This is a genomic window from Xanthomonas sp. NCPPB 3582 (assembly GCF_041475735.2).
In the GTDB taxonomy this organism is placed as follows: domain Bacteria; phylum Pseudomonadota; class Gammaproteobacteria; order Xanthomonadales; family Xanthomonadaceae; genus Xanthomonas; species Xanthomonas codiaei.
Genome location: NZ_CM192968.1, coordinates 3,793,253 through 3,818,867 on the forward strand (window position 1 = coordinate 3,793,253; position 25,615 = coordinate 3,818,867).

Annotated in this window: 24 protein-coding genes, 1 tRNA gene, 1 other RNA gene and 3 pseudogenes; 7 read left to right on the forward strand and 22 right to left on the reverse strand. The window is 67.8% G+C overall.

Features of this window, described 5'->3' with window-relative positions; all coding sequences use genetic code 11:
- Window positions 1-25: 25 nt before the first annotated feature.
- From ACCQ05_RS15950 to ACCQ05_RS15985, 8 genes are all read right to left on the reverse strand, one after another.
- Window positions 26-1,381, reverse strand: a complete 1,356-nt coding sequence (locus ACCQ05_RS15950) for an aminodeoxychorismate synthase component I (protein WP_372391488.1) — start codon at window positions 1,379-1,381, stop codon at window positions 26-28.
- Between the two features lie 205 nt (window positions 1,382-1,586).
- A complete protein-coding gene (gene fabF / locus ACCQ05_RS15955; protein WP_228964178.1) occupies window positions 1,587-2,822 on the reverse strand; it encodes a beta-ketoacyl-ACP synthase II in 1,236 nt (411 codons plus the stop codon).
- A 140-nt stretch (window positions 2,823-2,962) separates the two neighbouring features.
- Window positions 2,963-3,202 carry an acyl carrier protein gene (acpP, locus tag ACCQ05_RS15960; RefSeq protein ID WP_002814322.1) on the reverse strand — a complete coding sequence of 80 codons (240 nt, stop codon included), beginning with the start codon at window positions 3,200-3,202 and terminating at the stop codon, window positions 2,963-2,965.
- 203 nt (window positions 3,203-3,405) lie between these two features.
- Window positions 3,406-4,149: a 3-oxoacyl-ACP reductase FabG gene (fabG, locus tag ACCQ05_RS15965; RefSeq protein ID WP_228964177.1), complete on the reverse strand. Its 744-nt coding sequence runs from the start codon at window positions 4,147-4,149 to the stop codon at window positions 3,406-3,408.
- 81 nt (window positions 4,150-4,230) lie between these two features.
- Window positions 4,231-5,175, reverse strand: coding sequence for an ACP S-malonyltransferase (gene fabD, locus ACCQ05_RS15970; protein WP_228964176.1), 945 nt, complete (start codon window positions 5,173-5,175; stop codon window positions 4,231-4,233).
- Between the two features lie 223 nt (window positions 5,176-5,398).
- On the reverse strand, window positions 5,399-6,376 hold the full coding sequence (locus ACCQ05_RS15975) for a beta-ketoacyl-ACP synthase III (RefSeq protein WP_372391491.1): 978 nt from the start codon (window positions 6,374-6,376) through the stop codon (window positions 5,399-5,401).
- A gap of 90 nt (window positions 6,377-6,466) precedes the next feature.
- Window positions 6,467-6,661 carry a 50S ribosomal protein L32 gene (gene rpmF / locus ACCQ05_RS15980; protein WP_010368401.1) on the reverse strand — a complete coding sequence of 65 codons (195 nt, stop codon included), beginning with the start codon at window positions 6,659-6,661 and terminating at the stop codon, window positions 6,467-6,469.
- 98 nt (window positions 6,662-6,759) lie between these two features.
- Entirely contained in the window at window positions 6,760-7,269 is a 510-nt protein-coding gene (locus ACCQ05_RS15985; RefSeq protein ID WP_104539768.1) for a YceD family protein, read from the reverse strand.
- A 110-nt stretch (window positions 7,270-7,379) separates the two neighbouring features.
- On the opposite strand from ACCQ05_RS15985, the gene ACCQ05_RS15990 reads away from it, so the two are divergent.
- Window positions 7,380-7,955 carry a Maf family protein gene (locus tag ACCQ05_RS15990; RefSeq protein ID WP_372391493.1) on the forward strand — a complete coding sequence of 192 codons (576 nt, stop codon included), beginning with the start codon at window positions 7,380-7,382 and terminating at the stop codon, window positions 7,953-7,955.
- Window positions 7,956-8,068: 113 nt separating this feature from the next.
- Here ACCQ05_RS15990 and ACCQ05_RS15995 read toward each other — a convergent pair.
- The 3 genes and pseudogenes from ACCQ05_RS15995 to ACCQ05_RS16005 all read right to left on the reverse strand — a co-directional run bounded on the left by ACCQ05_RS15995 (window position 8,069) and on the right by ACCQ05_RS16005 (window position 12,728).
- Window positions 8,069-9,884 (reverse strand): annotated as a pseudogene (locus tag ACCQ05_RS15995) (hypothetical protein).
- Window positions 9,884-10,878: pseudogene (locus ACCQ05_RS16000) on the reverse strand (glycosyltransferase family 2 protein). The pseudogenes ACCQ05_RS15995 and ACCQ05_RS16000 overlap by 1 nt, the downstream one beginning before the upstream one ends.
- Window positions 10,879-10,886: 8 nt before the next feature.
- The gene (locus ACCQ05_RS16005) at window positions 10,887-12,728 is read right to left on the reverse strand and encodes a glycosyltransferase family 39 protein (RefSeq protein ID WP_372391496.1); all 1,842 of its coding nucleotides are present in this window, start codon (window positions 12,726-12,728) and stop codon (window positions 10,887-10,889) included.
- A 37-nt stretch (window positions 12,729-12,765) separates the two neighbouring features.
- Between ACCQ05_RS16005 and ACCQ05_RS16010 the strand changes: the two genes are divergently transcribed.
- The 4 genes from ACCQ05_RS16010 to ACCQ05_RS16025 are packed head-to-tail and all read left to right on the forward strand — an operon-like array spanning window position 12,766 to window position 17,156.
- Complete coding sequence (locus tag ACCQ05_RS16010; protein ID WP_228964172.1) at window positions 12,766-13,719, forward strand: AAA family ATPase; 954 nt, start codon at window positions 12,766-12,768, stop codon at window positions 13,717-13,719.
- Window positions 13,720-13,724: 5 nt separating this feature from the next.
- Window positions 13,725-14,681 carry a DUF58 domain-containing protein gene (locus ACCQ05_RS16015; RefSeq protein WP_372391498.1) on the forward strand — a complete coding sequence of 319 codons (957 nt, stop codon included), beginning with the start codon at window positions 13,725-13,727 and terminating at the stop codon, window positions 14,679-14,681.
- Window positions 14,674-16,626 (forward strand): transglutaminase TgpA family protein, encoded by a 1,953-nt coding sequence (locus tag ACCQ05_RS16020; RefSeq protein ID WP_372391500.1) that lies wholly within the window; start codon window positions 14,674-14,676, stop codon window positions 16,624-16,626. Before ACCQ05_RS16015 ends, ACCQ05_RS16020 begins: the two co-directional genes overlap by 8 nt.
- Window positions 16,623-17,156 carry a Slp family lipoprotein gene (locus tag ACCQ05_RS16025; RefSeq protein ID WP_104539774.1) on the forward strand — a complete coding sequence of 178 codons (534 nt, stop codon included), beginning with the start codon at window positions 16,623-16,625 and terminating at the stop codon, window positions 17,154-17,156. The genes ACCQ05_RS16020 and ACCQ05_RS16025 overlap by 4 nt, the downstream gene beginning before the upstream one ends.
- 134 nt (window positions 17,157-17,290) lie before the next feature.
- Here the strand turns inward: ACCQ05_RS16025 and ACCQ05_RS16030 are convergent, their stop codons facing one another.
- The 4 genes from ACCQ05_RS16030 to dnaX form a co-directional block, all read right to left on the reverse strand.
- A complete protein-coding gene (locus tag ACCQ05_RS16030; protein ID WP_372391502.1) occupies window positions 17,291-17,641 on the reverse strand; it encodes a histidine triad nucleotide-binding protein in 351 nt (116 codons plus the stop codon).
- A gap of 99 nt (window positions 17,642-17,740) precedes the next feature.
- Window positions 17,741-18,334 (reverse strand): recombination mediator RecR, encoded by a 594-nt coding sequence (recR, locus tag ACCQ05_RS16035; protein ID WP_372391504.1) that lies wholly within the window; start codon window positions 18,332-18,334, stop codon window positions 17,741-17,743.
- A 100-nt stretch (window positions 18,335-18,434) separates the two neighbouring features.
- On the reverse strand, window positions 18,435-18,755 hold the full coding sequence (locus ACCQ05_RS16040; protein WP_104539777.1) for a YbaB/EbfC family nucleoid-associated protein: 321 nt from the start codon (window positions 18,753-18,755) through the stop codon (window positions 18,435-18,437).
- 6 nt (window positions 18,756-18,761) lie between these two features.
- The gene (dnaX, locus tag ACCQ05_RS16045) at window positions 18,762-20,780 is read right to left on the reverse strand and encodes a DNA polymerase III subunit gamma/tau (RefSeq protein WP_372391506.1); all 2,019 of its coding nucleotides are present in this window, start codon (window positions 20,778-20,780) and stop codon (window positions 18,762-18,764) included.
- Window positions 20,781-21,003: 223 nt separating this feature from the next.
- Here dnaX and ACCQ05_RS16050 point away from each other — a divergent pair.
- Together ACCQ05_RS16050 and ffs are read left to right on the forward strand one after the other, a co-directional pair.
- Window positions 21,004-21,096: transfer RNA gene (locus ACCQ05_RS16050), tRNA-Ser, on the forward strand.
- Window positions 21,097-21,170: 74 nt separating this feature from the next.
- Window positions 21,171-21,267: signal recognition particle sRNA small type (ffs, locus tag ACCQ05_RS16055), an RNA gene on the forward strand.
- Between the two features lie 231 nt (window positions 21,268-21,498).
- Here ffs and ACCQ05_RS16060 read toward each other — a convergent pair.
- The 7 genes and pseudogenes from ACCQ05_RS16060 to ACCQ05_RS16090 form a co-directional block, all read right to left on the reverse strand.
- Window positions 21,499-21,942: a molybdenum cofactor biosynthesis protein MoaE gene (locus ACCQ05_RS16060; RefSeq protein ID WP_372391508.1), complete on the reverse strand. Its 444-nt coding sequence runs from the start codon at window positions 21,940-21,942 to the stop codon at window positions 21,499-21,501.
- A complete protein-coding gene (locus tag ACCQ05_RS16065) occupies window positions 21,939-22,184 on the reverse strand; it encodes a MoaD/ThiS family protein (protein ID WP_228964166.1) in 246 nt (81 codons plus the stop codon). Before ACCQ05_RS16065 ends, ACCQ05_RS16060 begins: the two co-directional genes overlap by 4 nt.
- On the reverse strand, window positions 22,181-22,678 hold the full coding sequence (gene moaC / locus ACCQ05_RS16070; RefSeq protein ID WP_372394127.1) for a cyclic pyranopterin monophosphate synthase MoaC: 498 nt from the start codon (window positions 22,676-22,678) through the stop codon (window positions 22,181-22,183). The genes ACCQ05_RS16065 and moaC overlap by 4 nt, the downstream gene beginning before the upstream one ends.
- A gap of 27 nt (window positions 22,679-22,705) precedes the next feature.
- Window positions 22,706-22,927 (reverse strand): annotated as a pseudogene (locus ACCQ05_RS16075) (DUF4440 domain-containing protein); the annotation flags it as partial.
- Window positions 22,928-23,082: 155 nt separating this feature from the next.
- Complete coding sequence (gene moaA, locus ACCQ05_RS16080) at window positions 23,083-24,114, reverse strand: GTP 3',8-cyclase MoaA (protein ID WP_228964164.1); 1,032 nt, start codon at window positions 24,112-24,114, stop codon at window positions 23,083-23,085.
- Window positions 24,114-24,863 carry an MBL fold metallo-hydrolase gene (locus ACCQ05_RS16085; RefSeq protein ID WP_372391510.1) on the reverse strand — a complete coding sequence of 250 codons (750 nt, stop codon included), beginning with the start codon at window positions 24,861-24,863 and terminating at the stop codon, window positions 24,114-24,116. Before ACCQ05_RS16085 ends, moaA begins: the two co-directional genes overlap by 1 nt.
- The gene (locus ACCQ05_RS16090) at window positions 24,863-25,612 is read right to left on the reverse strand and encodes a 3-deoxy-D-manno-octulosonic acid kinase (RefSeq protein ID WP_104539785.1); all 750 of its coding nucleotides are present in this window, start codon (window positions 25,610-25,612) and stop codon (window positions 24,863-24,865) included. Before ACCQ05_RS16090 ends, ACCQ05_RS16085 begins: the two co-directional genes overlap by 1 nt.
- Window positions 25,613-25,615 lie beyond the last annotated feature (3 nt).

The window sequence follows — 25,615 nt, forward strand, 5'->3', positions numbered from 1 at the left end:
CGCCGGTGATGTCCCGTTGAAGCGCTCACGCCGGATCCAGTGCGCGCAGTACACCGCGCGCCTTGGCGCGGGTCTCGTCCAGCTCGCGCTGCGGATCCGAATCCACCACGATGCCGGCCCCGGTGCGGAACCGCACCTGGTTGCCGGCCACCTCGGCGGTGCGGATCAGGATGTTCAGGTCCATGTCGCCATCGCGATTGAGCCAGCCGAACGCACCGGTGTAGGCGCCGCGTGCGGTCTGTTCGAGCTCGGCGATGATCTGCATGCAGCGCACCTTCGGGCAGCCGGTGATGGTGCCGCCCGGGAACACCGCCGCGATCACTTCGCCCGGGGTGACGCCGGCACGCAGGCGGCCGCGCACGTTGCTGACGATGTGGTGCACGTGCGCATAGCTTTCCACCGCCATCAGCTCGTCCACCTCCACCGAGCCCGGCGCGCAGATGCGGCCCAGGTCGTTGCGCTCCAGGTCGATCAGCATCACGTGCTCGGCACGTTCCTTGGGGTGCCCCACCAGTTCGCGGATCCGCGCCGCATCGTCGTCGCCGGCAAAGCGCGCGCGGGTGCCGGCGATCGGGCGCGTCTGCACCGCATCGCCCTGCACCGACACCAGACGCTCGGGCGAGGAACTGGCCACTGCCCGCCCGGCCGCAGCGAAGACTCCGGCAAACGGCGCGGGGTTGGCTGCGCGCAGCCGCGCATGCAGCGCCGCCGGGTCGACCGCCTCGGCGAACGTGGCCTGCCAGGCGCGCGAGATATTGGCCTGGAACACATCGCCGGCGCGCAGGTAGTCGAGCACCCGCAGCACTGCGTCGGTAAAGCGTTCTGGCGCGTCTTCATCGACCGCCACCGGCCCGACCCAGGCCGGCAGCGGCGGCAGCGCAGCGCACGCAGCGATGTCCTCGACGATGCGCGCCAGCAGATCATCACGGCCCGGTTCGGCCAGCGCGATGCAGCGGCCTTGCACACGGTCGCGCAACACCGCCGCCGGCGCGCGCAGCGCCAGTGCCGAGGGCAGGCCATCGGCGCGCGTGGGCAATTGCAGGATCGGCTCGACCTGGGCCGCCACCTCGTAATCCAGCAGCACCGCCCAGCCACCACGAAACGGCCACGGGCCGTGCGCATCATGCGGCACGCGCTCGGCCTGCCAGGCGGCGTCCAGCGCGGCCAGGAAGCTGCCTTCCAGCACCCTGCCCTCGCCATCGCGGGTGCGGCCATCGGCATCCAGCCGCAGGCTGTCGCCCTCGGCCAGCAACAGCACGTCCCAGCGCCCATGCTCGGTGCCGGAGGCGGTGGATTCCAGCAGTGCCGGATAGCGCTGCGGCGCCAGCCGGTGCAGCGCCAGCAAGTCGATGTCCGCGTGCAATGATCTGGTGAGCGTCATCGGTCCGGCATAGCGAGGGTACGGGAGTTCGCGGCGCTGCCGAGACTGCAGCGCGCACGGGAGTGAATCGGGAATGGATCAACGATCGATCGGCAAACGACGGATCGGCAGCAGATCGAACGACAACCGGGGGCGCCGGCGTGAGTGCCGCGCCTCGCCGTGCAGGCGCGCGCGGCACGGCGTGCAGCGCGACCGGCGCGCCGGCTCAGATGCGCTTGAACACCAGCGTTCCGTTGGTGCCGCCAAAACCGAAGCCGTTGGACATCACCGCATCCACCTTGGCCTCGCGCGCCACGTTCGGCACGTAGTCCAGGTCGCAGCCTTCGCCGGGCTCTTCCAGGTTGATGGTCGGCGGAATGATGCCGGTGTGCAGCGCCATCACCGAGAAGATCGCCTCGGCACCGCCGGCAGCGCCGAGCAGGTGGCCGGTCATCGACTTGGTCGAGCTGACCATGGTCTTGTAGGCGTGATCGCCCAGCGCGCGCTTCATCGCCAGCGTCTCGGCCAGATCGCCCAGCGGCGTGGAGGTGCCGTGCGCGTTGAGGTAGCCGATCTGCTCGGGATTGAGCTTGGCGTCGCGCATGGCGGCGACCATGCTGCGCGCCGCGCCTTCGCCGTCTTCGCTCGGCGCGGTCATGTGGAAGGCGTCGGAGCTGGCGCCGAAACCGACCAGCTCGGCATAGATGCGCGCACCGCGCGCCTTGGCGTGTTCGTATTCCTCCAGCACCAGCACGCCGGCACCGTCGCCCAGCACAAAACCGTCGCGCTGCTTGTCCCACGGGCGCGAGGCGGCAGCGGGATCGTCGTTGCGGGTGGACATGGCCTTCATCGCGCAGAAACCGCCGACCGAGCTCGGCGAGGACCCGCGCTCGGCGCCGCCGGCCAGCATCACGTCGGCATCGCCGTACTGGATCATGCGCATCGCCGTGCCGATCGAGTGGTTGGAGGTGGCGCAGGCCGATACCGCCGAGAACGTCGGGCCCTTCAGGCCTTTGATCAGGCTCACTTGGCCCGGCAGCATGTTGATGATGGTGCTGGGCACGTAGAACGGCGAAATCTTGCGCGCGCCGCCCTCATGGAATTTGATGGTCTGCTCTTCGATGCCGAGCAGCCCGCCGATGCCGGAGCCGAGGATGGCACCGATGCGTTCGGCATTGCTTTCGTCGATTTCCAGGCCGGAGTCGTCCAGCGCCATGAACGAGGCGCCGACACCGTAGTGGATGAACGAATCCATCTTCTTGACGTCCTTGGCGGACACAAAAAGCGTGGGGTCGAAATTCTTGATCTCGCCGGCGATCTTGGTGGTGAACTGCGAGGCATCGATCTGCGTGATCGGGCCGATGCCGGAGCGCCCGTGGATGATTCCATCCCAGCTGCTGGCCAGATCATTGCCCAGCGGCGACACCATGCCCATGCCGGTAACGACAACACGACGACTCATTGCAGATCTCCTCACCACGGAACGGACGGTGCTTGCGGTTAGCGGGTGACGCTTGAAAAACACAGGGCCGCATCAGCGGCCCCATGGATGTCTGACGCAGCAGCGGCATGACGCGCGCCACCGCCGTCAGGAACAACGCATCAGCTCTTGACGTGAGCCTTGACGTAGTCGATCGCCTGCTGGACCGAGGTGATCTTCTCGGCCTCTTCGTCCGGGATCTCGCACTCGAACTCTTCTTCCAGCGCCATCACCAGCTCGACGGTGTCCAGCGAGTCGGCACCCAGGTCATCGACGAACGATGCGCTGGTGGTGACTTCCTCTTCCTTGACGCCGAGTTGTTCGACGACGATTTTCTTGACGCGTTCTTCGATGGTGCTCATTGGGGATATCGCTCCAGCTGGAGTAGTGGTGGTTCGAGTTTTAGGATCCCCGCACATGGATGTGCGGTGCTCCTGTGAGGGACTCACAAACGCCATCGCCGCTGCGATGGCCGCGTTGGATAGTGTAGTGGAAGCGCCCGGGCCTTGCATTGCAACACAAGTCCCGGCCGATCAGCCACTTAGCGCCTCCCGGCGGCGCACGCTCACGGCATGTACATACCGCCGTTGACGTGCAGGGTTTCACCAGTGATGTAGCGGGCGGTCGGCCCCGCCAGGAACGCCACCGCATTGGCGATGTCCTCGGGCGCGCCCAGATGGCCGAGCGCGATCTGCTCCAGCAATGCCGCCCTGGACTCCTCCGGCAATGCCTTGGTCATGTCGGTATCGATGAAACCGGGCGCCACCACGTTCACGGTGACCCCGCGCGAGCCGATTTCCTTGGCCAGCGACTTGGAGAACGCGATGATGCCGGCCTTGGCCGCGGCGTAGTTGGTCTGGCCCGGATTGCCGGTCACGCCGACCACCGAGGCGATATTGATGATGCGGCCCTTGCGCGCCTTCATCATGCCGCGCATCACCGCCTTGGAGGTGCGGAACACGCTGGTCAGATTGGTGTCCAGGATGGCCTGCCAGTCGTCGTCCTTCATCCGCATCAACAGATTGTCGCGGGTGATGCCGGCGTTGTTGACCAGGATCGAGATGGCGCCGAATTCCTTGCCGATCGCATCGATCAGGCCGTCGACCGCGGCGGCATCGGTGACGTTGAGTTCGCGGCCGTGGCCGCCGCCTGCGGCCAGACGCTCGCCGATGGCCGCCGCGCCGGACGCCGAGGTGGCGGTGCCGATGACGGTGGCGCCCTGGGCGGCCAGGGTGTCGGCAATGGCCGCACCGATACCGCGACTGGCGCCGGTGACGAGGGCGATTTCGCTCTGAAGAGGCTTGCTCATGACTACTGTTCCTCGAAGGGGGACGTCGCGATCATCGCCGCGAACGTCGAGGGGGCCGGCATACCGCGTGCGTGCGCTGGATCAGTGCGTCCACGCGTCGAGCGCGCCGGCGTAATCGGCCGGAGTGGCGAGCGAACGCGCGTCCAGGGTCTTGTCGATCCGCTTGATCAGCCCGCTCAGCACCTTGCCGGGGCCGCATTCGGCGACGCGGGTGATGCCCCGGGCGGCCAGCGCCTGCACGCAGCCGGTCCATTGCACCGGCAGGTACAACTGTTCCACCAGCGCCTGGCGGATCGCCTCGCTGCCGTCGTGCACGCGCGCGTCCACGTTCTGCACCACCGGGATCTGCGGCGCCTGCCAGCGCAGCCCGGCCATCGCTTCACCCAGCTGATTGGCCGCATCGCGCATCAGCGGGGTATGCGAAGGCACGCTCACTGCAAGCTTGACCGCCTTGCGCACGCCGCGCTCGGCCAACAGCGCCAGCGCGCGGTCCACCGCTGCGGCATCGCCACCGATCACGATCTGGCCCGGCGAATTGAAGTTGGCCGGCACCACCACCTGGCTGCCGGACGCCTGCTCACAGACCTCCTGCACCACCGCATCCTCGGCACCCAGCACCGCCGCCATCGCGCCGACACCGGCCGGGGCGGCCGCCTGCATGAACTGGCCGCGCAGGCGCACCAGGTGGGCGCCGTCGTGCAGCGACAAGGCGCCGGAGGCGACCAGGGCGGTGTATTCGCCCAGGCTATGGCCCGCCAGCAGCGCCGGGCGTTCGCCGCGCTGCGCGTTCCACAGCCGCCACACCGCCACGCCCGCGGCCAGCAGCGCCGGCTGGGTGTACTCGGTACGGTTGAGCATCTCTTCCGGGCCGCCCTGCGACAGGGCCCACAGATCGACACCGGCGCCATCGGAGGCCTCGACGAAGGTCTCGCGGATCTGCGGGTGCAGTTCGGCCAGTTCGGCCAGCATGCCCAGGGACTGGGAGCCCTGGCCGGGGAACACGAAAGCGAGCGTAGATTCGGTCACGCGATGCTGCCTACAAAAATCGAGCCGGGATGATACGTGCGAAATCGCCCGGCCGTCTGTACTGCCGCGTATGCAGGGGCCACCGGAACGTGGCCAGACGTCGCAACGCTGCACACCGGTTCGGTCCCGAACGGGCACGCAACGGCATCCGCCGCGCAGGTGCGCGGCAGTCCGGAATCGATATCGAAAGCGCTGCCGGCGAATGCGGCAGCGCTCGGGGGCCTCAGTAGCGCAGCAGCGCCGAGCCCCAGGTGAAGCCGCCACCGAAGGCTTCAAGCAACAGCAACTGCCCACGCTGCACGCGGCCGGAGCGGACCGCCTCGTCCAGCGCCAGCGGCACCGAGGCCGAGGACGTGTTGCCGTGGCGATCCACCGTGACCACCACCTGCTCCATCGGCAGTTCCAACCGCTTGGCGGTGGCCTCGATGATGCGCAGGTTGGCCTGGTGCGGAATCAGCCAGTCCAGGTCGTGCTTGTCCAGGCCATTGGCGGCCAGAGTCTCATCGACCACCGAATCCAGCGCCTTGACCGCGTACTTGAACACGTCGTTGCCCTTCATCAGCAACGCACCGCCGCCATTCTTGCCTTCGCCGAAGCCGACCGACACGCCGACAGGGTCCCATAGCAACTCCTTCTTGCTGCCGTCGGCATGCAGGTGGGTGCTGAGGATGCCGGTCTCTTCGTCGGCCTTGAGGATCACCGCGCCGGCACCATCGCCGAACAGCACGCAGGTGGTGCGGTCGGTCCAGTCGACGATGCGGGTCAGGGTTTCCGCGCCGACCACCAGCACGGTCTTGGCGTCGCCGCTGCGCACGAACTTGTCGGCCACGCTGAGCGCGTAGACGAAGCCCGAGCAGGCCGCGTTGACGTCCATCGCGCCGCAGCCGACATTGCCCAGCCGCGCCTGCAACAGGCAGGCCGTGGACGGAAAGATCAGGTCGGGCGTGGTGGTGCCGACGACGATCAGGTCGATCTCGTCGGCGGTCACACCGGCCGCTTCCATCGCCTTGATCGAGGCGAAGTACGCCAGATCGCTGGTGGTCTGGTCGTCGGCGACGATGTGGCGCTCACGGATACCAGTGCGCGAGAAGATCCATTCATCGCTGGTGTCGACGATCTTCGACATGTCGTCGTTGGTCAACACCTTTTCGGGCAAATACCTACCCGTGCCCGCGATTCTGGAATAGATCCGCTTGCTCATACTGTTTCCTGGTGCAAGAGCCGCGGTGACCGGCGGCTCCGGAAGAATCGAGGGTCACCCGGCCGCGCGTGGCGCGGCGGGCGCCACGGATCAATCTTCTTGGACGGCCGACGACTTGGTCGTGATCACCTTCTTGCCACGGTAGTAACCGTCGGCGGTGATGTGGTGGCGCAGATGGATCTCGCCGCTGGTCGGGTCGGTCGACAGCTGCTTGGCGGTCAGGGCATCGTGCGAACGACGCTGGCCGCGGCGGGACGGGGTGACACGGGATTTCTGCACAGCCATGGGATTGCTCCAACTTTAGTTCGATAACTTGATCTGTTGAGTCGAACAGCACGCTCTACGCCCGCGTCGACCTGTCTTACCGCCCTTCACAGCGGCGGTTACTGTTTCTTCAACGCTGCCAGCGCCGCGAACGGACTGGCCTTGTCTTGCTCTTCCCGGGTCGGAACCCACTCGGCCTCGACCGCCTCGCTTCCCGGCGCCATCGGCACCACCGGTACCGACAGCACCAGTTCGTCCTCCACCAGATCCATCGCCCGCAGCATGCCGTCTTCGGGCACCAGCAAGGCCTCGTAATCGGGCGGCAACGCGGCCTCTTCGTCCTCGTCGCGGATCAGTCCAAGACGCTGCCTAACCTGCACCGGATACAGAAACCGCTGCAAGGTGCGCTGGCAGGCCAGTGGCAGCTCGACATCGATGCTGAGCTCGACATAGGCGACCTTGAGCAGAGCGTCCTGGTCGAATTGGAGCGAATAGACGCATTCGCCCTCGGTATCGACCAGACTTCCCTGCAAGCGAGTCATCGCAGAGAGCGGGATGCGGCCATCGAAGCGCCTGCGCGCTGCGACCATCCGCCAAGCATCCAGCATTTCGGGTACGTTCGCGGACATAAGCCGCAGAATGTTAAAGACCCGCCGAGGCCATGTCAAATGCACCCATTCACAGATCCTGCGACCCGTGCCGGCTGGCAAACTCCCCCTGCCCGTCCTTCGTCATGCCCATGATGCCACGCCTGATCCTCGCCTCCACCTCCGTCTACCGGCGCGAGCTGCTCGCCCGCCTGCAACTGGAGTTCAGCACCGCCCGCCCGGACGTCGATGAGCAGGCGCAGCCGGACGAGAGCCCTGAAACCCTGGCCAGCCGCCTGGCCGCCGAGAAGGCCGCGGCCGTGGCAGCCGGCGCGCCCGACGCCTGGGTGATCGGCTCGGACCAGGTCGCCGACCTGGACGGACAGATTCTGGGCAAGCCCGGCACCCTGGAGCAGGCGCGTGCGCAACTGGGCGCCATGGCCGGGCGCACGGTGCGCTTCCACACCGCCGTCAGCCTGACAGGCCCACAACGCAGCTTCCACGCACTGGATCTGACCGAGGTGCAGCTGCGCCCACTGACGCCTGACGACATCGCGCGTTACCTGGCCGCCGAGCCGGCACTGGACTGCGCAGGCAGCTTCAAGTGCGAGGGCCTGGGCATCAGCCTGTTCGACGCCATCCGCACCAGCGACCCGACCGCACTGATCGGCCTGCCGTTGATCGCGCTGGCTCGGTTGCTGCGACAGGCGGGGTTCGTGCTTCCTTGAAACCCGCTGCGGACGCAGCTTGCGACAGCAGCGCCGGCCTGAACGAACATCACGCCGGCATCGCCGCCGAGCCACCCGCGGCGATACCCCGCTCTCGCACCTGCCGCTCCTTGCTACGGATGTGCCAGTGCGCAGAACTGATAGGGATAGTCGGCCTGCCCGACCTGCGAGGACAAAATGCGGCAGCGCGCCGGATCCAGCGTCAGCCCATACGCAGCAAGACGCTGCTGCGCAGCCTCGCGCACCGCGCGGTCCGCAGCGACGGTATCCAGCGCCTTGCCCTTGGGCACCGTGAGCAGGCAGCGCCCCGGCGGCACCTCTTCCAGCCCGGCACGCAGCCCGCGCGCGATCAGCCACCGCAACCGCGTGCACTGCGGCTGGACATCCCAGCCCAGCTGTTGCGCCAGCTGGTTCATTCGATCGACCCGCAACTGCTGCTTGTCGCGCGCCGCACCCAACATCGCATAGAGCCGCGGCCGCTCGGCGATCAGCGCGCGCACTCGCTGGCGATACTGATCTGTTTCGGAGATGTTGGTGGCCACCCCGATGTAGCGCGCCTGCCGTGGCAGCAGCGGCACGCGCCAGGATTGCGGCTCATCGCCAACCAGCAACACGGTCGCGGCAGCCGCATCCCCAAGGTCCGGCTGCTCGACCCGAAAACTGTCGCGCGCCCAGGACTCGTGCCCCCAATCCTTCCACCCCACTACCGCCACCAGCGCGCACAGACCGATCAACCAGGCGGCCTTGCGCTCAGGCTGAGCGGTGAAGGCGCGTCGGCACACGATCCACAGCACCAGCGGTGCCAGCAGCTCCAGCACCACCAGGTAGCGATGAATGCTGAAGACCGCCTGCCACAGCGCGTAGGCGACGCCGAAGAAGACCAGCAGCACGACGGCGGAGCGATCGAGGCCATCTGTCCGCACCGGACGCCGCAGCACGCTGCGCCCAACTGCGAGAACGGCCACGACGTACAACACCGCCCAAACTGCCTGCACCAGACCGAGATCACCGATTCGCTGCGGCTTGAGCGTGAACAGCAGCGGCCAGATCAGCTGTTCGCCCAGGTTGCGCGGCAGCCAGCGCACATCGGCAATCGACACCGGCGCCGCCAGCGGCGACTGGAAGATGCCGTTGAATTGTGGAAACAGCGGGTTGCCCAGCTGTTGCCACACCTGCCAGTACCACGGGCCAGCCACCAGCGCCAACACCAGCAGCGCCGTGCCCGACACCACGGCGAGCGCGGTCACGCGCGAACGCCCAGGCCCGCCATCGCAGAGCATCGCCGGCGCCAAGGCCAGCGCGTACAACGCGTTGGTGAGCTTGAGCGACACCGCCAGACCGATCAGCGCGCCGGCCATGCCCCATATCCGCCCAACACGCGCACCGCCGCGCGCCCCGGCGTGTGCCCACAGCACGGCGGCCACGGCCCCCAGCACCGGTATCGCCCATGGTGGCGCCCAGTTCGGACAGGAACACCGCACTGCACATGCCGGCCAACGCGAGCAGCGGCGCCCACTGCGCGCGCCGGGGATGGTTGGACAGGACCCGCCACGCCACTGCCGCCACCGGAATGAAGACCAGCGCGTGCAAGGCACCCAGCAATGCTCCCACCAGTGGCGCCGGCAGCCGCAGCATCAACCCGGCATGCAGCACATCCAGCAACGGGCTGAAGTAGCTCTGCATCTGCGCAGGTGCCAGATCCACGCCCAGGCGGCCATTGACCCAGGCATCGCCGATGTAAAGGTGATAGTTGCGCAGATCCCAGTTGGCATCCTGGCCGAGACAAAGCGACAGCAGTGCGCCGAGCAGCACCACTGCACACGTCGCCGCGATGACATGGCGCGGCGAATGGAAGCCGAAACGATGGTCCGCCCAGTGCAAAAAGCGCTGTCGGCGGGTGATGGATGCAGCGGCGGTCGCAGTTGCCATCAGGTCGCGTCCCCGGCGCGCAGCATCGCACGCAGAGTTCCCACGCCCGGCTCGGCGAGATAGGCCAGATGCTTGGCTTCGACCCGCCCCCGCGTGACCGTGTCCAGGATCAGCCCACAGGCCAGCAACAGAAATCCCAGCAGCATCAGCGCCACGCACAGGATCGCCGTTGGAAAGCGCGGCACCAGCCCGGTCTGCAGGTACGTTTCAAACAGCGGGATCGCCAGCACGATCGACAGCGCGGCACTGAGCACGAAGCCGATCGAGAAGAACAACAACGGCCGTTCGGCCTTGAACAGCTTGGCGATGGTGGTGAGGATGCGCCAGCCATCGCGCCAGGTATTCAACTTGCTTTGCGAGCCTTCCGGGCGCACGCCGTAGGCGGTCTGCACCTCGGCCACCGGCATGCGCAGTTGCAGGGCGTGCACGGCCAGTTCGGTTTCGGTCTCGAAACCCTGCGCATGCGCGGCGAAGGATTTGACGTAGCGCCGCGAGAACACCCGATAGCCGGACAGCATGTCGTCGAAACTGCGACCGAACAGCAGCCCCACGCAACGCGTCAACAATACGTTGCCGACGCGATGACCGGCCGATAAGCGGCCTGCTGCTGATCGCGTCGCGCGCCGACCACCATGTCCAGCCGCTCGTCGACGAGCTTGCGCACCAGGATGGGCGCAGCAGCTGCATCGTAGGTGGCATCGCCATCGACCAGCACATAGATGTCGGCCTCCACATCGGCAAATCCACGCCGCACCACATTGCCCTTGCCTTTCAACGCCACGCGACTCACCTGCGCGCCCGCTGCCGCTGCGACCGCGGCGGTGGCATCGCTGGAATTGTTGTCCAGCACATGCACGACCGCGCCCGGCAGCGCCGCGGCGAACGCGCCGACCACCTCGGCCACGGTCGCCGCCTCGTTGTTGCACGGCACCAGCACGGCGATGCGAATCCCGGACGCAAGCGCGGGATGGGGAGAGGAGACGGTATCGGTCATCGCGGGATCTAGGGTGCGGAAACGGTGACGGGTTGCTCCCACCAGTCCTCGACGCTGCCGTCGCGGCCGTGCAGGCGCAGTCCCAACCAATGCGTGCCGGGCGGCAACGCCTGCGTGTCGAGCGTGGCGGAGAAGCCGACATTCGGATGCTGCGGGTCGGTGGAGATCTTCCAGTACGGGCGCACGTCCAGCACGCTGCCATACTCGGCGTTCGCCACCGGCCGCCCGTCGAGCAGCAGCTCCACGGCTGCCAGCCCGATGCCATCCTTGAAGGCCCAGCCGCGCACCTGCACCCGACCGGCGACGTTCGCATCCGGCAGTGGCGCATCGATCCAGGCCATCGCCGGGGCCACGCATGGACCGGGTGCGCGCTGGGCCGGCAGTGCGAACAGCAGGAAGCGCTGGTAGCCATGATCGGTGGAAACCACGGTGGGCGGCGGCAATGGCCCGACCATGTCGCAGACGGCGTGATAGCGCGCGAGCAGATCGCGATAGCGCTGATCGCTGGGCGACAGCACCAGCAAGCGCGGTCCGTCGCGCCTGCCGTCGCTGAGCAGCCCCCACTGCTGCAGTTGCGCGCTGCGCCCGTGCTTGTCGTTCAACTCGGCGTACAGCACCTCGATCTGCGCATTGCGCAACTGGAAACCGAGCTCGGCGCCGACCTTGAAATTCCCCGCCAGCACGCGCGTGCCCGGCGGCATCTGCGCCAGCTGGCGCTTGACCGCGCGCGCCAGATCGTTCCAGCCGGCAAAATTGCGCGGGTAGTATTTTTCGCCGGCCGCCTGCGCGCGAATGGAGGGCACCGACACCGCCAGGTAGTACCCATACGCGCCCAGCGTGCCGAGCAGCGCAAGCAGCCAGGCGGCACGCCGCAGCGGATGCGGCCAGCGCATCAGGATCATCGGCACCGGCACCAGCAGCGCGAGATAGCCGGGCAGCGGCCAATGGAAGCTGATGCGTTCGGCATCGCTGAAGAAGCCGAGCACGAAGATCGCCACGGTCGAGATGCCGCCCAGCAGGCCGAAGTAGCGCCATTGCGCCCGCGACCCGCCGCCGCTACGGGTGCCGGCCAGGCCCACCTTGAGCATCGCCCAGGCCAATAGCGGCGTCACCGCCACCGCCTGGATCAGCAGGAACCACAGGCCGCTGATCTGGAAACGCCACGGATGCCGATCGACCAGCTGGAAGCGCAGCCCGGCCTCGTCATGGTCGGTGTTCCAGAACAGCAGCGGCAGCCAGCTCATCGCACCTACCGTCAGCGCCATCCAGATGCGCGGGTCGCGCAGTACCGCGCGCCCCTGCGGAATGCACAGCAGCGCAATGCAGCCCACCCCGATCACGCCGACAAAGCGGTAGTGGCTGAGCGCACCGATGACCAGGCCGATGGCGAGCTCCAGCGCACTGGTGGCATCGACCTCGCGCAACAGGCGTGCGCCGGCGTCCATGCACAGCACCGCGGCCAGGGCCATCGGCACGTCCGGCACCGCCAGGATGCCCAGCGTGGCCGACAGCGGCATCAGCAGAGTCAGGCTGCCCGCCTGCCAGCCCAGGGTGGAGCCGAACCAGCGCGTGGCGATGTGCGCGATCAACCACGGCAGCAACGCGGCGATGGCCAGGAACGGCAGCCGCAGCGCCAGCAGGTGATGTCCACCGAATTCGACACCCAGTCGCGTCAGCCAGGCGGTCATGCCCGGCAGATCCGAATACGCCGCCGCCAGGTGCTGGCCTTCCTGCCAGTAGAACGCCTCGTCCACGAACAACGGCAAGCGTGCGGCGATCAACAGCTTGACGGCAGTGGCCAGTGTCCACAGGATCACGAAGGTGCGATGTGCGCGTTGGTCCCCCTGCATTGCCCTGTGCACTCTTCTTTTCACCTACGGAATTGTGATGTCGACACCGCTGCGTTCCACGGAAATGCTAACCGATGCGCTGCGCCAATCGCTGCGGCGTGCGCAAGACCAGGTCAATTCGCTGCTGCTGGGCAAGGCGCAGGAAGTGCGGCTGGCGTTCGTGGCACTGCTGTCCGGGGGACATTTATTGATCGAGGACCTGCCCGGCCTGGGCAAGACCACCCTGGCCCACGCCATGGCCTCCAGCCTGGGGTTGGGTTTCCAGCGCGTGCAGTTCACCTCGGACCTGTTGCCGGCCGATGTGCTGGGCGTGTCGGTCTACGATGCCGCCTCGCGCCAGTTCCAGTTCCACCCCGGCCCGGTGTTCACCAACGTGCTGCTGGCCGATGAAATCAATCGCGCCCCGCCGCGCACGCAGAGCTCGCTGCTGGAAGCGATGGCCGAGCAGCAGGTCACCCTGGATGGCATCACGCATTCCTTGCCCGAGCCGTTCTTCGTGATCGCCACGCAGAACCCGGTGGACCTGTCGGGCACGTTTCCCCTGCCCGATTCGCAGCTGGACCGCTTCCTGCTGCGGCTGAGCCTGGGCTACCCCAGCGCCGATGCCGAACGCGCCCTGTTGTCGGGGACCGACCGGCGCGAATTGATCGCCCAGGCCGCACCGCAGCTCAGCGATACCGACGTGGTGACGTTGCGCGCGGTGGTCGGCCAGATCCACACCAGCGATGCGTTGATCGCCTATGTACAGGCGCTGCTGCTGCGCAGCCGCCAGCATGCTGGGGTGCGCGTGGGGCTGTCGCCGCGTGCCGGCATCGCACTGCTGCGCGCCGCCAAGGCCTACGCGCTGCTGCTGGGGCGCGAGCATGTGCTACCGGAGGATGTGCAGGCGCTGTTCGTCGCCGTGGCCGGACACCGGCTGGTACCGGAAGCCGAATCCTCGTCCGGTCCGGCGCTGGCCAAGGCGCTGCTGCACAGCGTGCCGGTGGACTGAGACCGGTGCTTGCGTCATTGCGCGGCGTTGGCCGCCGACTCAGCCTGCTGGCCCGTCCGCGGGGCGCGGAAGCGTTGCCGATCGTGCTGGATCGGCGGCGGATCTATGTGCTGCCGACCCGCTTCGGCCTGTTCGTCGCCGCACTGCTGCTGGCGATGTTGCTGGGTGCGCTGAACTACAACAACAACCCGGCGCTGCTGTTGGCGCTGCTGCTGGCCACCGCCGGGATCGCCAGCAGCATCATGGCGCACCTGCAGTTGTCGGCGTTGCGCGTGGAAGCGGTGTCGGCCGAACCGGTGGTCGCCGGCGAACCGCTGCGCATGCGGGTCTCGTTGGCCCGCCGCGACACCCGCCTGCGGCGTGGCCTGCGCCTGGATCATCTGGACAGCAGCGGCTTCTGTTCGCTGCTCGACCACGACAACGCCGAGGTCGACCTGTTGGTGCCCACCACCCGGCGCGGCTGGCAGGACATCGAACGCATCCGCCTGTCCAGCACCCAGCCGCTGGGACTGGTACGTGCCTGGTCCTGGGTCTGGCCGGAAACGCCGCTGCTGGCCTACCCCCGGCCCGAGGATCACGGCCCCACCCTGCCGGACGGCGCCGGCGCGCCCAACCAGACCCGGCTGCACGCCCAGGGCGAAGAACTGCACCAGCTGCGCCCGTACCGCGCCGGCGATGCCCCACGCACGATCTCCTGGAAGCATTCGGCCCGCCGCGACACCCTGCTGGTGCGCGAGTACGAACAGCCCCTCGGGATCGAAGTGACCCTGGACTGGCGCACGCTGCACGCACTGCCCTACGAACGCCGCATCGCGCGGCTGGCACGCTGGGTCAACCTGGCCGAACGCGACGGGCGCCGCTATCGCCTGTTGCTGCCCGGCCAGCCGCCGCTGGGGCCTGCGCAAGGGCCCTCGCACCATCATCTGTGTCTGCGCGCCCTGGCACTGCTTCCCCATGACTGAGCCGGCCCTTCCCATTTCACAGGCCAGCCGTGGCTGGGTGCTGGCCACCAGCTGGCTGGCGCTGGCGCCGCTGCTGCTGCAGCTGCCCGGCCTGCTCGCCGCCACCATCGCGGTGGCCGCGGTGCTGGTCGGGGCGATGAGCTGGCGCGGCAGCCTGCTGGCGCCGCTGCGGCTGTTGCTGGTGATCGCGATGCTGGCGGCGGTGTACTGGCAGATCGGCATGCGTTTCGGCCGCGATACCGGCTGCGCGGTGCTGGCTGCGATGCTGGCGATCAAGGCCTCCGAACTGCGCACCCTGCGCGATGCGCGCAGCCTGCTCGGCTTTGCGTTGTTCGCACCGTTCGCTGCATTCCTGCTCGACCAGGGGCCGACGACGATGGGCCTGGCGCTGCTGGCCGTGCTCGGCGCCCTGCTCAGCATGCAGCGGCTGGCCGACGAAGAGCACCGCACCCCCACCCCCACCCTGCGCCTGCAGTTGCGCGGCATCGGCAAACTGGTGGCGATCGGGGTACCGCTGGCGCTGGCCACGTTCTGGCTACTGCCGCGCCTGAGTTCGCCGCTCTGGGGAGTGCCCGAGCGCGCGCTGTCGCGCCCCGGCCTGTCGGACAACATGTCGCCGGGCGAATGGATCGACCTGATGGCCGACGACAGCCCGGCACTGCGCGTGCAGTTCGCCGGCAAGGCGCCGCCCCCGCAGCAGCGTTACTGGCGCGGGCCGGTGATGTGGGATTTCGACGGCCGCAGCTGGCAGCGCGCGCGCTGGACCGGTCGCGGCCGCCCCGCCACGGTGACTTCCGGCCCGCAGACCTATCGCTATCGCCTGGATTACGAGCCCACCGACCGGCGTCAGCTGGTCTCGCTGGACCTGCCGACCCAGGGCGTTGCCAATGCCGATCTCTCGCCCGACTACGAACTGTTCGCGCAGCGCCCCTTGAGTGCGCTGACCCGCTGGGAGCTGCAATCGGCACCGCCGGCACGCTTCGACATCGACCTGCCCGAGCCGTTGCGCAAACGCGCGCTCGCGCTGCCGCCCGGCTTCAATCCACGCACGCTCAGCCTGGCCCGGCAATGGCGCACCGAAGCCGGCAGCAACGACGACGCCATCGTGCAGCGGGCACTGCAGTGGATCACCCGCGAATTCGCCTACACGCTGGACACGCCATTGCTGGGCCGCAACAGCGTCGACGAATTCCTGTTCCAGCAGAAGGCCGGCTTCTGCGAGCACTTCAGCTCGGCGTTCGTGGTGCTGATGCGCGCGGCCGGCATCCCTGCACGCGTGGTCACCGGCTATGCCGGCGGCACCTACAACAGCTTCGGCAACTATTGGGTGGTGCGGCGCATGGATGCGCATGCCTGGACCGAGGTGTGGCTGGCAGGCCGCGGCTGGGTGCGCGTGGACCCCACTGCCGCCGTGGCGCCGGAGCGCATCTACGACACCCTGGAAGATCGCCTGCAGACCGGTGGCGGCAACGACTTCGCCCAGCTCGGCGCCTGGGCCAGCCTGGGCCAGGTCAGCGACTGGCTGCGCCGCGGCTGGAACGACCTGGTGCTGTCCTTCAATGCCGACCGCCAGCAACGGCTGCTGCAACCGTTCGGCATCGAGCGCCTGGATCCCACCCAGCTGGCCGCCCTCTTCGGCGTGTTTGCCGTCGGTGCCCTGGCCTGGATGGGCTGGCTGCTGGCGCGTGGCGAACGCGAACGCGATCCGCTGCTGCGCGCCTGGCACCGGGTCAGCCACCGCTACGGCAAGCTGGGCCTTGCCCGGGAACCGCACGAACCGGCCATCACCTGGGCGCGACGCGTGGCCCGCACACACCCGGACACGACACTGTTGGCACTCAGCCAACGTTTCGCTGCCGCGCGATACGCTGGCGCCGATTCGGACAGCGCCTCACTTCTGAAAGACTTGCAGCAGCATCGCCCGCGAACCGGAGCTTCCTCATGAGTACCCGTTTTCTGATTCCCATTGTCGCTGTGCTCGGGCTCGCAGCCTGCGCTACCGCGCCCAAGCCGCTGCAGGGCCAGTTCCCCACGGTCAGCCCGAGCGATTCCACTGCCAGCGCGCAACTGGGCACCTCGGTGCGCTGGGGCGGCAAGATCATCCAGACCAAGCCCAGCCAGGGCCAGACCTGCTTCGAGCTGATTTCGCGTCCGCTCAATGCCAGCGGGCGCCCGGATCGCAATGCCGTGGATGCCAGCGATGGCCGCTTCCTGGCCTGCCGCGCAGGCTTCTACGACCCAGCGGTGTTCGAGCCGGGCCGTGAGGTCACCTTCATCGGCAAGATCGAGGGGTATGAAACCACCAAGATCGGCGAGTACGACTACAAGCTGCCCAAGGTGGCGGCCGACGTGGTCTATCTGTGGCCGGAAGTGCGCGATGTGGAGGTGATTCCGGCCTACCCGTATGGCCCGTGGGGCGATCCGTGGGGTCCGCGCTGGGGTGGCGGCTGGGGCTGGGGCCGCGGCTGGTGGTAATCCACCGCTGAGTCAGACCTGATGCAAAACGCCGCTCGCAGGAGCGGCGTTTTCGTTTGCGCGAGCGTGTGCGGAAGGCCGACGACCAGCCGTCCGGCGTGTGCCCGATGCCGGGTCGGCACACGGCGCCCGGCTCAGGGCGTACCGAATCGTCCCAGTGGCGCGCCGGCCAGCAGGTGCAGATGGATATGGAACACCGTCTGCCCGGCGTGCTCGCGACAGTTCATCACGATGCGGTAGCCATCCTGCGCCAGACCCTGCTCACGTGCGTATGCGGCGGCGGCGAGCGCCAGCTTGCCGATCAGCAGGGTCTGCTCGGGCAGCACATCGTCCAGGGTGGGAATCGCGTGCTGTTTGGGGATGAACAGCACATGCACCGGTGCCTGCGGCGCGATGTCTTCGAAGCCCAGCACGTCGTCGTCTTCGTAGACGATGGTGGCCGGAATTTCGCGGCGGATGATCTTGCCGAAGATGGTGTCGGTCATAGACGGGATCGGGAGTTGGGATTCGGGATTGGCCAAAGCTTACCGCGCGCGTCAGCCTGCTTTAGCGAATCCCAAATCCCAACTCCCCAATCCCCGCCCTCAAAGCACCTCACTGCGCGTGCCGAAGGCATGCGACAGGGTGCCACGGTCCACGTATTCCAGCTCGCCGCCCAGCGGCATGCCCTGGGCGAGCCGGCTGGGGCGCACGCCGTGCTGGCGCGCCAGCTGCGCCAGGTAGTGCGCGGTGGCCTCGCCTTCCACGGTGGCGTTGGTGGCGATGATCATTTCGGTCACTTCACCGGCAGCCAGGCGCTCGCCGAGCCGGTCCAGCCCCAGCTCGCGCGGGCCGATGCCATCCAGCGGCGACAGGCGTCCCTGCAGGATGAAGTACAGGCCACGGTAGCCGGTGGCGTGCTCGATCGCCAGGCGATCGGCCGGCGATTCCACCACGCACAGCTGCTGCCGATCGCGGCTGCTGCTGGCGCAGATCGCACAGATGTCCGATTCGGTGAAATCGCGGCACTGCACGCAATGCCCGACCTTTTCCACCGCATTGCCCAATGCCGCGGCCAGGCGACGCCCACCCTCGCGCTCGCGTTCGAGCACGTGATACGCCATGCGCTGGGCGGATTTCTGGCCCACGCCCGGCAACACCCGGAAGGCCTCGATCAGTTGTTCGAGTAAGGAAGACATTGCGTGGCCGGGATTGGGCATTGGAGATTCGGGATTCGCAGATGCAGAAGCAAACTCGCTTCTGGCCACTCCCCAATCCCGACTCCCCAATCCCACTCGTTCAGAACGGCAACTTCATGCCCGGCGGCAGCTGCATGCCGGCGGTGGCCGAGCCCATGCGCTGCTTGGATTCGGCGTCGATCTTGTTGGAGGCGTCGTTGAAGGCGGCGGCGATCAGGTCTTCGGCCATCTCCTGGTCGGAGAGGATGCTCGGATCGATGCGCACCTTGCGGCATTCCTTGGCGCCGGTCAGCGTCACGCTGACCATGCCGCCGCCGGCAGTGCCGGTGACTTCCAGCTTGGCCAGTTCTTCCTGGGCGCGCTGCAGGTTCTCCTGCATCTTCTGCGCCTGCTGCATCAATTGGGCGATATTTCCACGCATGGGTCGTTACTCGTCGTAAGGGCGGATGGAATCGGGAACCACCCGCGCGCCCTGCTGCTGGATCAGCTGCTGCACATGCGGGTCGTTCATGAAAGCGTCTTCGGCGGCGCTCTGGCGCTCGCCTTTCTGCCGGCTGGCGCGCTCGTGCAAGGTCTCGACATCGGCACTGCCGGTCTCGATGACGATGCGGGGCGTGTTGCCCAGCACCGGTGCCAGCGCCTGGGCCAGGTTGGCGATGGAACGCTCGGACGTGAGGTATTCGAAGCCCGGCGCCAGCGCCAGGCGCAAGACGCCATCGCGGTGACCGATAAAGGCCGCGTTGGCCGCGAGCTGGCGCGACGGGCCGTTCAGGCCACTGCGGGTGACAAGGTCCAGCCACTGCTCGGCATCGGCAATCTGGCCGTCATCGATCAACGCTGCCGGAGTGCTGGCCGGTGCGGTGGATACCGACGTGGAGACCGGCAACGGTGCAGCCAGCGGCACGGCCACCGCAGTCGCATCGGATGCGGCTGCAGGATCTGCGGCCTCGACAGGAGGCGCCATGGCCGCTTCCGGCGCAACCACCACCGCTGCCGAAGCGATCGCCGGCGCGGTGGCGTCGGACGCAACGGCCACGGTCGAAGAAGGCGCAGGCGCTGCGGACGTCCTGACCGGCGCATCGTCCACCGCCCAGGGCGGGGTATCGTCGGTGCGCGCCGTCGCTGCGCCGACAGGCGCTGCCGAGGCCGACAGCGAGACCACCGGCGCAGTAGCAGCGGCGGCCGGCGGTGCAGCAGGCACAGGTGGCGCAAATGCCGCTTCCATGGCCTGCGCCGGCTCTGTTGCGGGCACGGCGGCGGCGGCGGCGGCGGCCGGCGCAGCCGCCTGCACGCCGGCGCCCGGCGCACGCGTGCCGCCGCCGACCGTGGCTCCACGGCCATCGTCGCTGCTGCCGGCCGGCACCGCTGCCGCCGGCCGGAAGGCCAGCATCCGCAACACCGCCATTTCAAAGCCTGCGCGCGGGCTGGGCGCCAGATACAGATCGCGACGCCCGTTGAGCGCCATCTGGTACCACAGCTGCACCACTTCCGGGCGCAGCTGGGCGGCAAACGGAGTCGGGTCGATACCGTCGCCGACGAACGCCACCGACGGCACCAGCTGTTGCACCTGCACGCGGTGCAGGGCCTCGGCCAGCGCTTCCAGCACGCCACTCCAGTCCGGCGAGAATTCGGCCAGCGCGGCCACGACCTTGAGCAACTGCGCGCCATCGCCATCGGCCAGCGACTGCAGCATGGCGCCGACCTGGGTGCGGTCCACCGTGCCGAGCATCGTGCGCACCACGTCCTCGCGCAGCGCACCGCCGGCATAGGCGATCGCCTGGTCCAGCAGCGACAGGCCGTCGCGCAGCGAGCCGTCGGCCGCCTTGGACAGCTGCACGATCGCCGACGGGTCCGATTCGATCTGCTCGGCGGCCAGGATGCGGGTCATCTGGCCCTGGATCTGGTCTTCGTCCAGGCGCTTGAGGTTGAACTGCAGGCAGCGCGACAGCACCGTCACCGGCAGCTTCTGCGGGTCGGTGGTGGCCAGCAGGAACTTCACGTGCTCGGGCGGCTCTTCCAGCGTCTTCAGCAACGCGTTGAAGGCGGCCTTGGAGAGCATGTGCACTTCGTCGATCAGGTAGACCTTGAACTTGCCGCGCGAGGGCATGTACTGCGCGTTCTCGATCACCTCGCGCACGTCGTCCACACCGGTGTTGGAGGCGGCGTCGATCTCCAGCAGGTCGATGTAGCGCCCGGCATCGATGTCCAGGCAGGCCGGGCAGGTACCGCACGGGTCGGCGCTGGTGCCGGTCTCGCAGTTCAGCGACTTGGCGAAGATGCGCGCGATGGTGGTCTTGCCCACGCCGCGGGTACCGGTGAACAGGAAGGCGTGGTGCACGCGCCCGCTATCGAGCGCATTGCTGAGCGCACGGACCACGTGTTCCTGGCCTACCAGCTCGGCAAAACGCTTCGGGCGCCACTTGCGGGCGAGAACGAGATAGGACATCGGGCAACCGGCTTCTTCTGAACCGATATTGTGCCATGCCGTGTCAAGCCGATCGTTCAGGGGTTGCCGCCCGTCTTCACGCCGCCGACCATGCCGCCACGCCCCTGCCCAGCAGGTCCCCACTGCACGCGGATGCGCTGCCGCCTGGCGGGTGTCCTTGTTAACGGCGCGCGTGACGGCTAGAATCCCGCTCCTGCCTTCGACCTGGTCGTCCGGCAGGCACGGAGAGGTGTCCGAGTGGTTGAAGGAGCACGCCTGGAAAGTGTGTAAGCGTCTAAACCGCGCTTCGGGGGTTCGAATCCCCCTCTCTCCGCCAGATTCACGATGTGCGCGATGACACCGTCGCAGCAGATCCCGGGCCATGCCACTGGCCCACGTCTTATGGTGGCCCCGTCGGTCCCTCGCGACGCTAGATCGAAAATCCCGCCAGGGCCGGAAGGCAGCAACGGTATCGATTGATGCGGGCGCCGAGGTCAACCGGCGGGGACACCACCCCAACTTTCCACAGACGCCACGCAAAACAGCCGGAATCCTGGCTTGCATGCGATTGATCAAGCGGCAAGCAGCAGTCATCTCGTGCAGCGCTGTGCGCCCGTGTACAAAGCCAAGCAATCATTCGCACTCGCCGTGGCGACGGCGACGCATTCCCACGACGTCAGCGTCCTACGGCGCGCCGCGCCGGCCTCACGCATCAGCCAGCCTTGCGCTCGCGCCTGCCCTACTGCGATTCCGGATGCAGCCAACCCGCATCGCCGTCGAGGTAATGCTCGTGCTTCCAGATCGGTACGCGCGCCTTGACCTCGTCGATGATGAAGCGGCATGCATCGAAGGCAGCGCCGCGGTGCGCCGCACTCACACCCACCCACACCGCCATGTCGCCGATACCCAGTTCGCCCACGCGGTGCACGCAGTGCGCGTGCACAATGGAAAACCGTTGCATCGCCTCGTCCAGCACGCGCTGGCCTTCGGCCTGCGCCAGCGCGGCATACGCCTCGTAGCGCAGCCCGGCCACACTGCGACCGTCATTGTGATTGCGCACCCAGCCTTCGAAGCTGGCAAAGGCACCAGCATGCGGATGTTCCATCCCGGCACGCAACCGATCGAGCGGCAACGGGACATCGGACAACGCAAACACCGCGGCACTCTGCTCGCTCATGCTCAACCTCCCGACACCGGCGGAATGAACACCACTTCGCTGCCGTCGCGCAGCGCATCCTCCCAGCGCGCGAACGCGCCATCCACGGCCACCCGCAATTGCGCCGGTGTCCAACGCAGGCCGTGCCGCGCATCGAGCTCGGTGTACAGGCCACGCAAGCTCTGTGCATCGGACTGCACGCGTTCGTCGGCCATGCCCGCCGCCTCGCGCAGGCTGGCGAAATACAACACCGTCACCGTCGCACTCATTGCGCCGCTCCGATATCGCGCTTGCCACCACGCTTGCACACCAGCCTGGTCGGCCCGATCGTCATGGCATGCGACAAGGCCTTGCACATGTCGTACACCGTCAGGGCCGCCATGCTGGCGCCGGTGAGCGCCTCCATTTCCACCCCGGTGCGGTGCACGCAACGCACCGTGCACTGGATGTCCAGCACCTGCTCGCCAGCCCAGTCGATCTCGAACCGGCAGGCATCGATCGGCAACGGATGGCAGAACGGAATCAGCTCGTGCGTGCGTTTGACCGCCATGGTGCCGGCGATCACTGCGGTTTCCACGATGCCGCCCTTGGCGCTACGCAAGCCAGTGGCGCGCAACTGCGCCGCAACCGCTGCCGGAAAGCGCACCCGGCTGGTCGCCGTGGCGCTGCGCGCGGTGACGGCCTTGTCCGAGACATCCACCATGGTGGGAAGCCCGGCGGCGTCGATGTGGGTCAGGCGGGCGGAACGGGATTTGGCAGACATGGGAGGCGACGCGAAAACAGGCAGGCAGGATGCGGCATTCTCGGTGAACGGGGTGCCTTGATGGAACAGCAACCGGCATGCGTCAGCGTTCCTGCGCCACGACAAACTGCGCAAGGCCCGTCGCTCAACACCCTGACGGCGATCCATCGACCGCTAACGCAGCTGCGCAAGATTCGATGCAAGCCGCACGCACTCAGAGCCATCGGCGTGGCACTCGGCCGCGACACCGGGGGCGCGCCAGGCCTCGATCACCGCGCTGTGCGTGTACCGACGGCCCCGACGCACCGAACTCGGCAAACGCCGGTTCGGGCAGCGCTTCTACAACCCGCACATCGGCACACGGCTGCGCAGATCGAGCAGACGCAGTTCCAACGCGCACGGCTGAGCCAGCAGCAGGTTCTCGCTCATCCGCCGATCAAAAACATCTCGACCGGCTTGCCGCGCCGCGGCGCCGAGGCCCGCACTTCGCTGTAGCGGTCGCCGCGCAAACTCCAGCGCTGCCGCAGATGCGTCGCCAGCGCTTGCTCGCCTTCGGCCAGGGCCGGCTTGAGGTCATGGCCCTGGCTGGCGAACAGGCAGGTGTACAGATGCCCATCGGCCGACACGCGTGCACGCTGGCAGTCGCCGCAGAACGGCACGCTGACCGAACTGACGAATCCCACCTCGCCGGCACCATCGGCAAACGCGTGTCGCTGCGCGACCTCGCCGATGTAGTTGGCATCCAGCGCCCGCAGCGGCCAGCGCGCGTGGATGCGCGCATGCAGTTGCGCCGAGCTCACCACCGCCTCCGGCGTCCACCCGTTGCAGCTGCCCACGTCCATGAATTCGATGAAACGCAGCACATGCCCGCTGCCCCGGAAGTGCTCCACCAGCGGCAGCACCTGGTCTTCGTTGACGCCGCGCTGCACCACGCAGTTGATCTTCAACCGTTCGAACCCGGCGCGCTCGGCCGCGGCAATCCCGCCCAGGACCTGTGCGATCTGGCCGCGTCCGCCGCTCATGCGCTCGAACAGCGCAGGGTCCAGCGCATCCATGCTGACGGTGATTCGGCGCAGGCCGGCCTCACGCAACGCCTGCGCCTGCCGCGCAAGCAGGGTGCCGTTGGTGGTCAACGCCAGGTCTTCGATACCATCGATCACCGCCAGACGCGCAATCAGGCTCGGCAGGTCGCGTCGCAGCAGCGGCTCGCCGCCGGTCAGGCGCAGCTTGGTGACGCCCACGGCCACGAAGGAGCGCACCAGCGTCTCCAGCTGATCGAAACTCAACCGCTGCTGCGCATCCAGGCCGTAATCGTCGGGCACGCGGTCGGCCGGCATGCAGTAGCCGCACCGGAAGTTGCAGGCCTCGATCACCGACAGGCGCAGGTCGCGCAGCGGGCGGCCGTAGCGGTCCTGCATGGGCGCGCCGGCCAGCGTGGGCAGCGTCAGGGCACCCATCAGCGCACCATGGCGGCGGTCGGGTCCGCCAGCGTCAGATATTGCCCGGGCACGGCCACGCGGTGACCACGCGCGCGCAGCACGTCGCCGTCGGCATCGCTGGCATAGTGGTACAGCAGCATGCGGCTCAACAGGTCCTGCGGGTACTCCCGCTCCAGATCGTCCACGCCAGTATGCGACGGGTTGCCGTGAACGCCGCAGTCATGCGCAATCAGCTCGTTGTCGCCGGCATAACGCTTCAGCATCTCCGGGATGGGCCGGGTGTCGCCGGTCCACACCAGCGCGCCCTGCAGGCGCAGCCCGTAGGCGGTCTCCGGCCAGTGGTGGCGCACCGGAAACACCTCCAGCCGCACGCCGTCGTGCCAGAACGCATCGCCCACCGGCACCAGTTGGAATGCATCCCAGAAGTTGGCCCCGCCCTCGGCCAGCACATTCGGATAATCGGCGATGCGCCGCTGCAACAGGGGCACCACCGGCGCCGGCACGTACAGGCGCGTGCGCCCACGTCGCTCGGAGAAATAACTGTCCACGAACAGCCGCTCCAGCCCGCCGACGTGGTCCAGATGCACGTGGGTGATGAAGACTGACTGCGGTAGCTGGCCGTAGTGCGCCTGATAGGCAGTCAGCCCCTCGCTCCCGCAATCGATGGTCAGCCATGGCGCTCCGGCACGCTCGAGCGTGGCCATCGGCGAACCGAGCGCCACTGCCGACGCATTGCCGACTCCCTGGACACGCAAGCCCCATTGCATCAATAGCCCCGGCCCCAGGCCAGTTCGTAGGCGCGGTGCAGGCGCTCGTAGTCCTTGTCGACCTCCTCGCGGCTGCGGCTGCCACGCAGCTTCAGCAGCGAACGATGCAGCCGCTGGAGGTTGCGCTCGCGCCAGCGCGTGGCCGGGATGCGCAGCACGCCGCGGTCGAAATCGATCAACCAGCCATGCCCGCCGGCATCGAACAGGATGTTGTGGGCGTTGAGATCGGCGTGATCCAGCCCGGCGCGATGGAAGCGCGCAATCAGCTGGCCAGTGGCCTCCCACGGCGCACCGCGCCCGGCCACCTGGGCGTGATCGGCCAGCGAGCGCACGTTTTCCAGCCGCTCCATCAACAGCGCCGCGCGATAGCCCAGGCCTTCGCGCAGATAGCAGGCAGCCAGCGGTCGCGGCACCGGCAGCTTGCGCTTGATCAGTTCGCGCATCAGCCGGAACTCGGCAAAACTGCGCGTGCGTCCGGCGCCTTTCCACAGGTAGTGATCGCGGCTCACGCGCGCCGCCATGCCGCCACGCAGGTACTGCCGCAAGACGCTGCGGCCGAATGGCGCATCCACGAACCACGCCCCGCCACGCCCGCCCTCATCCACCGGCCGCGCCCTGTCGCCCCAGCGCTGCGGCGAAAACAGCCCGGCATCGGCTTGCCGCAGCCGTTCGCGGTCGAACAGAATGGCGCCATAGCCGCGGCCCTCGCGGTACGGCGTCAGCGCTTCGGTGGCGTCGAAAGAAACCATCTA

What these genes read in the sequence shown, in the direction of transcription:
- ACCQ05_RS15950 (WP_372391488.1), bottom strand. Translation starts at nt 1,381, where the DNA reads ATGACGCTCACCAGATCATTGCACGCGGACATCGACTTGCTGGCGCTG.
- fabF (WP_228964178.1), bottom strand. Translation starts at nt 2,822, where the DNA reads ATGAGTCGTCGTGTTGTCGTTACCGGCATGGGCATGGTGTCGCCGCTG.
- acpP (WP_002814322.1), bottom strand. Translation starts at nt 3,202, where the DNA reads ATGAGCACCATCGAAGAACGCGTCAAGAAAATCGTCGTCGAACAACTC.
- fabG (WP_228964177.1), bottom strand. Translation starts at nt 4,149, where the DNA reads ATGAGCAAGCCTCTTCAGAGCGAAATCGCCCTCGTCACCGGCGCCAGT.
- ACCQ05_RS15975 (WP_372391491.1), bottom strand. Translation starts at nt 6,376, where the DNA reads ATGAGCAAGCGGATCTATTCCAGAATCGCGGGCACGGGTAGGTATTTG.
- rpmF (WP_010368401.1), bottom strand. Translation starts at nt 6,661, where the DNA reads ATGGCTGTGCAGAAATCCCGTGTCACCCCGTCCCGCCGCGGCCAGCGT.
- ACCQ05_RS15985 (WP_104539768.1), bottom strand. Translation starts at nt 7,269, where the DNA reads ATGTCCGCGAACGTACCCGAAATGCTGGATGCTTGGCGGATGGTCGCA.
- ACCQ05_RS15990 (WP_372391493.1), top strand. Translation starts at nt 7,380, where the DNA reads ATGATGCCACGCCTGATCCTCGCCTCCACCTCCGTCTACCGGCGCGAG.
- ACCQ05_RS16005 (WP_372391496.1), bottom strand. Translation starts at nt 12,728, where the DNA reads ATGCAGGGGGACCAACGCGCACATCGCACCTTCGTGATCCTGTGGACA.
- ACCQ05_RS16010 (WP_228964172.1), top strand. Translation starts at nt 12,766, where the DNA reads ATGTCGACACCGCTGCGTTCCACGGAAATGCTAACCGATGCGCTGCGC.
- ACCQ05_RS16020 (WP_372391500.1), top strand. Translation starts at nt 14,674, where the DNA reads ATGACTGAGCCGGCCCTTCCCATTTCACAGGCCAGCCGTGGCTGGGTG.
- ACCQ05_RS16025 (WP_104539774.1), top strand. Translation starts at nt 16,623, where the DNA reads ATGAGTACCCGTTTTCTGATTCCCATTGTCGCTGTGCTCGGGCTCGCA.
- ACCQ05_RS16030 (WP_372391502.1), bottom strand. Translation starts at nt 17,641, where the DNA reads ATGACCGACACCATCTTCGGCAAGATCATCCGCCGCGAAATTCCGGCC.
- recR (WP_372391504.1), bottom strand. Translation starts at nt 18,334, where the DNA reads ATGTCTTCCTTACTCGAACAACTGATCGAGGCCTTCCGGGTGTTGCCG.
- ACCQ05_RS16040 (WP_104539777.1), bottom strand. Translation starts at nt 18,755, where the DNA reads ATGCGTGGAAATATCGCCCAATTGATGCAGCAGGCGCAGAAGATGCAG.
- dnaX (WP_372391506.1), bottom strand. Translation starts at nt 20,780, where the DNA reads ATGTCCTATCTCGTTCTCGCCCGCAAGTGGCGCCCGAAGCGTTTTGCC.
- ACCQ05_RS16065 (WP_228964166.1), bottom strand. Translation starts at nt 22,184, where the DNA reads ATGAGTGCGACGGTGACGGTGTTGTATTTCGCCAGCCTGCGCGAGGCG.
- moaC (WP_372394127.1), bottom strand. Translation starts at nt 22,678, where the DNA reads ATGTCTGCCAAATCCCGTTCCGCCCGCCTGACCCACATCGACGCCGCC.
- moaA (WP_228964164.1), bottom strand. Translation starts at nt 24,114, where the DNA reads ATGGGTGCCCTGACGCTGCCCACGCTGGCCGGCGCGCCCATGCAGGAC.
- ACCQ05_RS16085 (WP_372391510.1), bottom strand. Translation starts at nt 24,863, where the DNA reads ATGCAATGGGGCTTGCGTGTCCAGGGAGTCGGCAATGCGTCGGCAGTG.
- ACCQ05_RS16090 (WP_104539785.1), bottom strand. Translation starts at nt 25,612, where the DNA reads ATGGTTTCTTTCGACGCCACCGAAGCGCTGACGCCGTACCGCGAGGGC.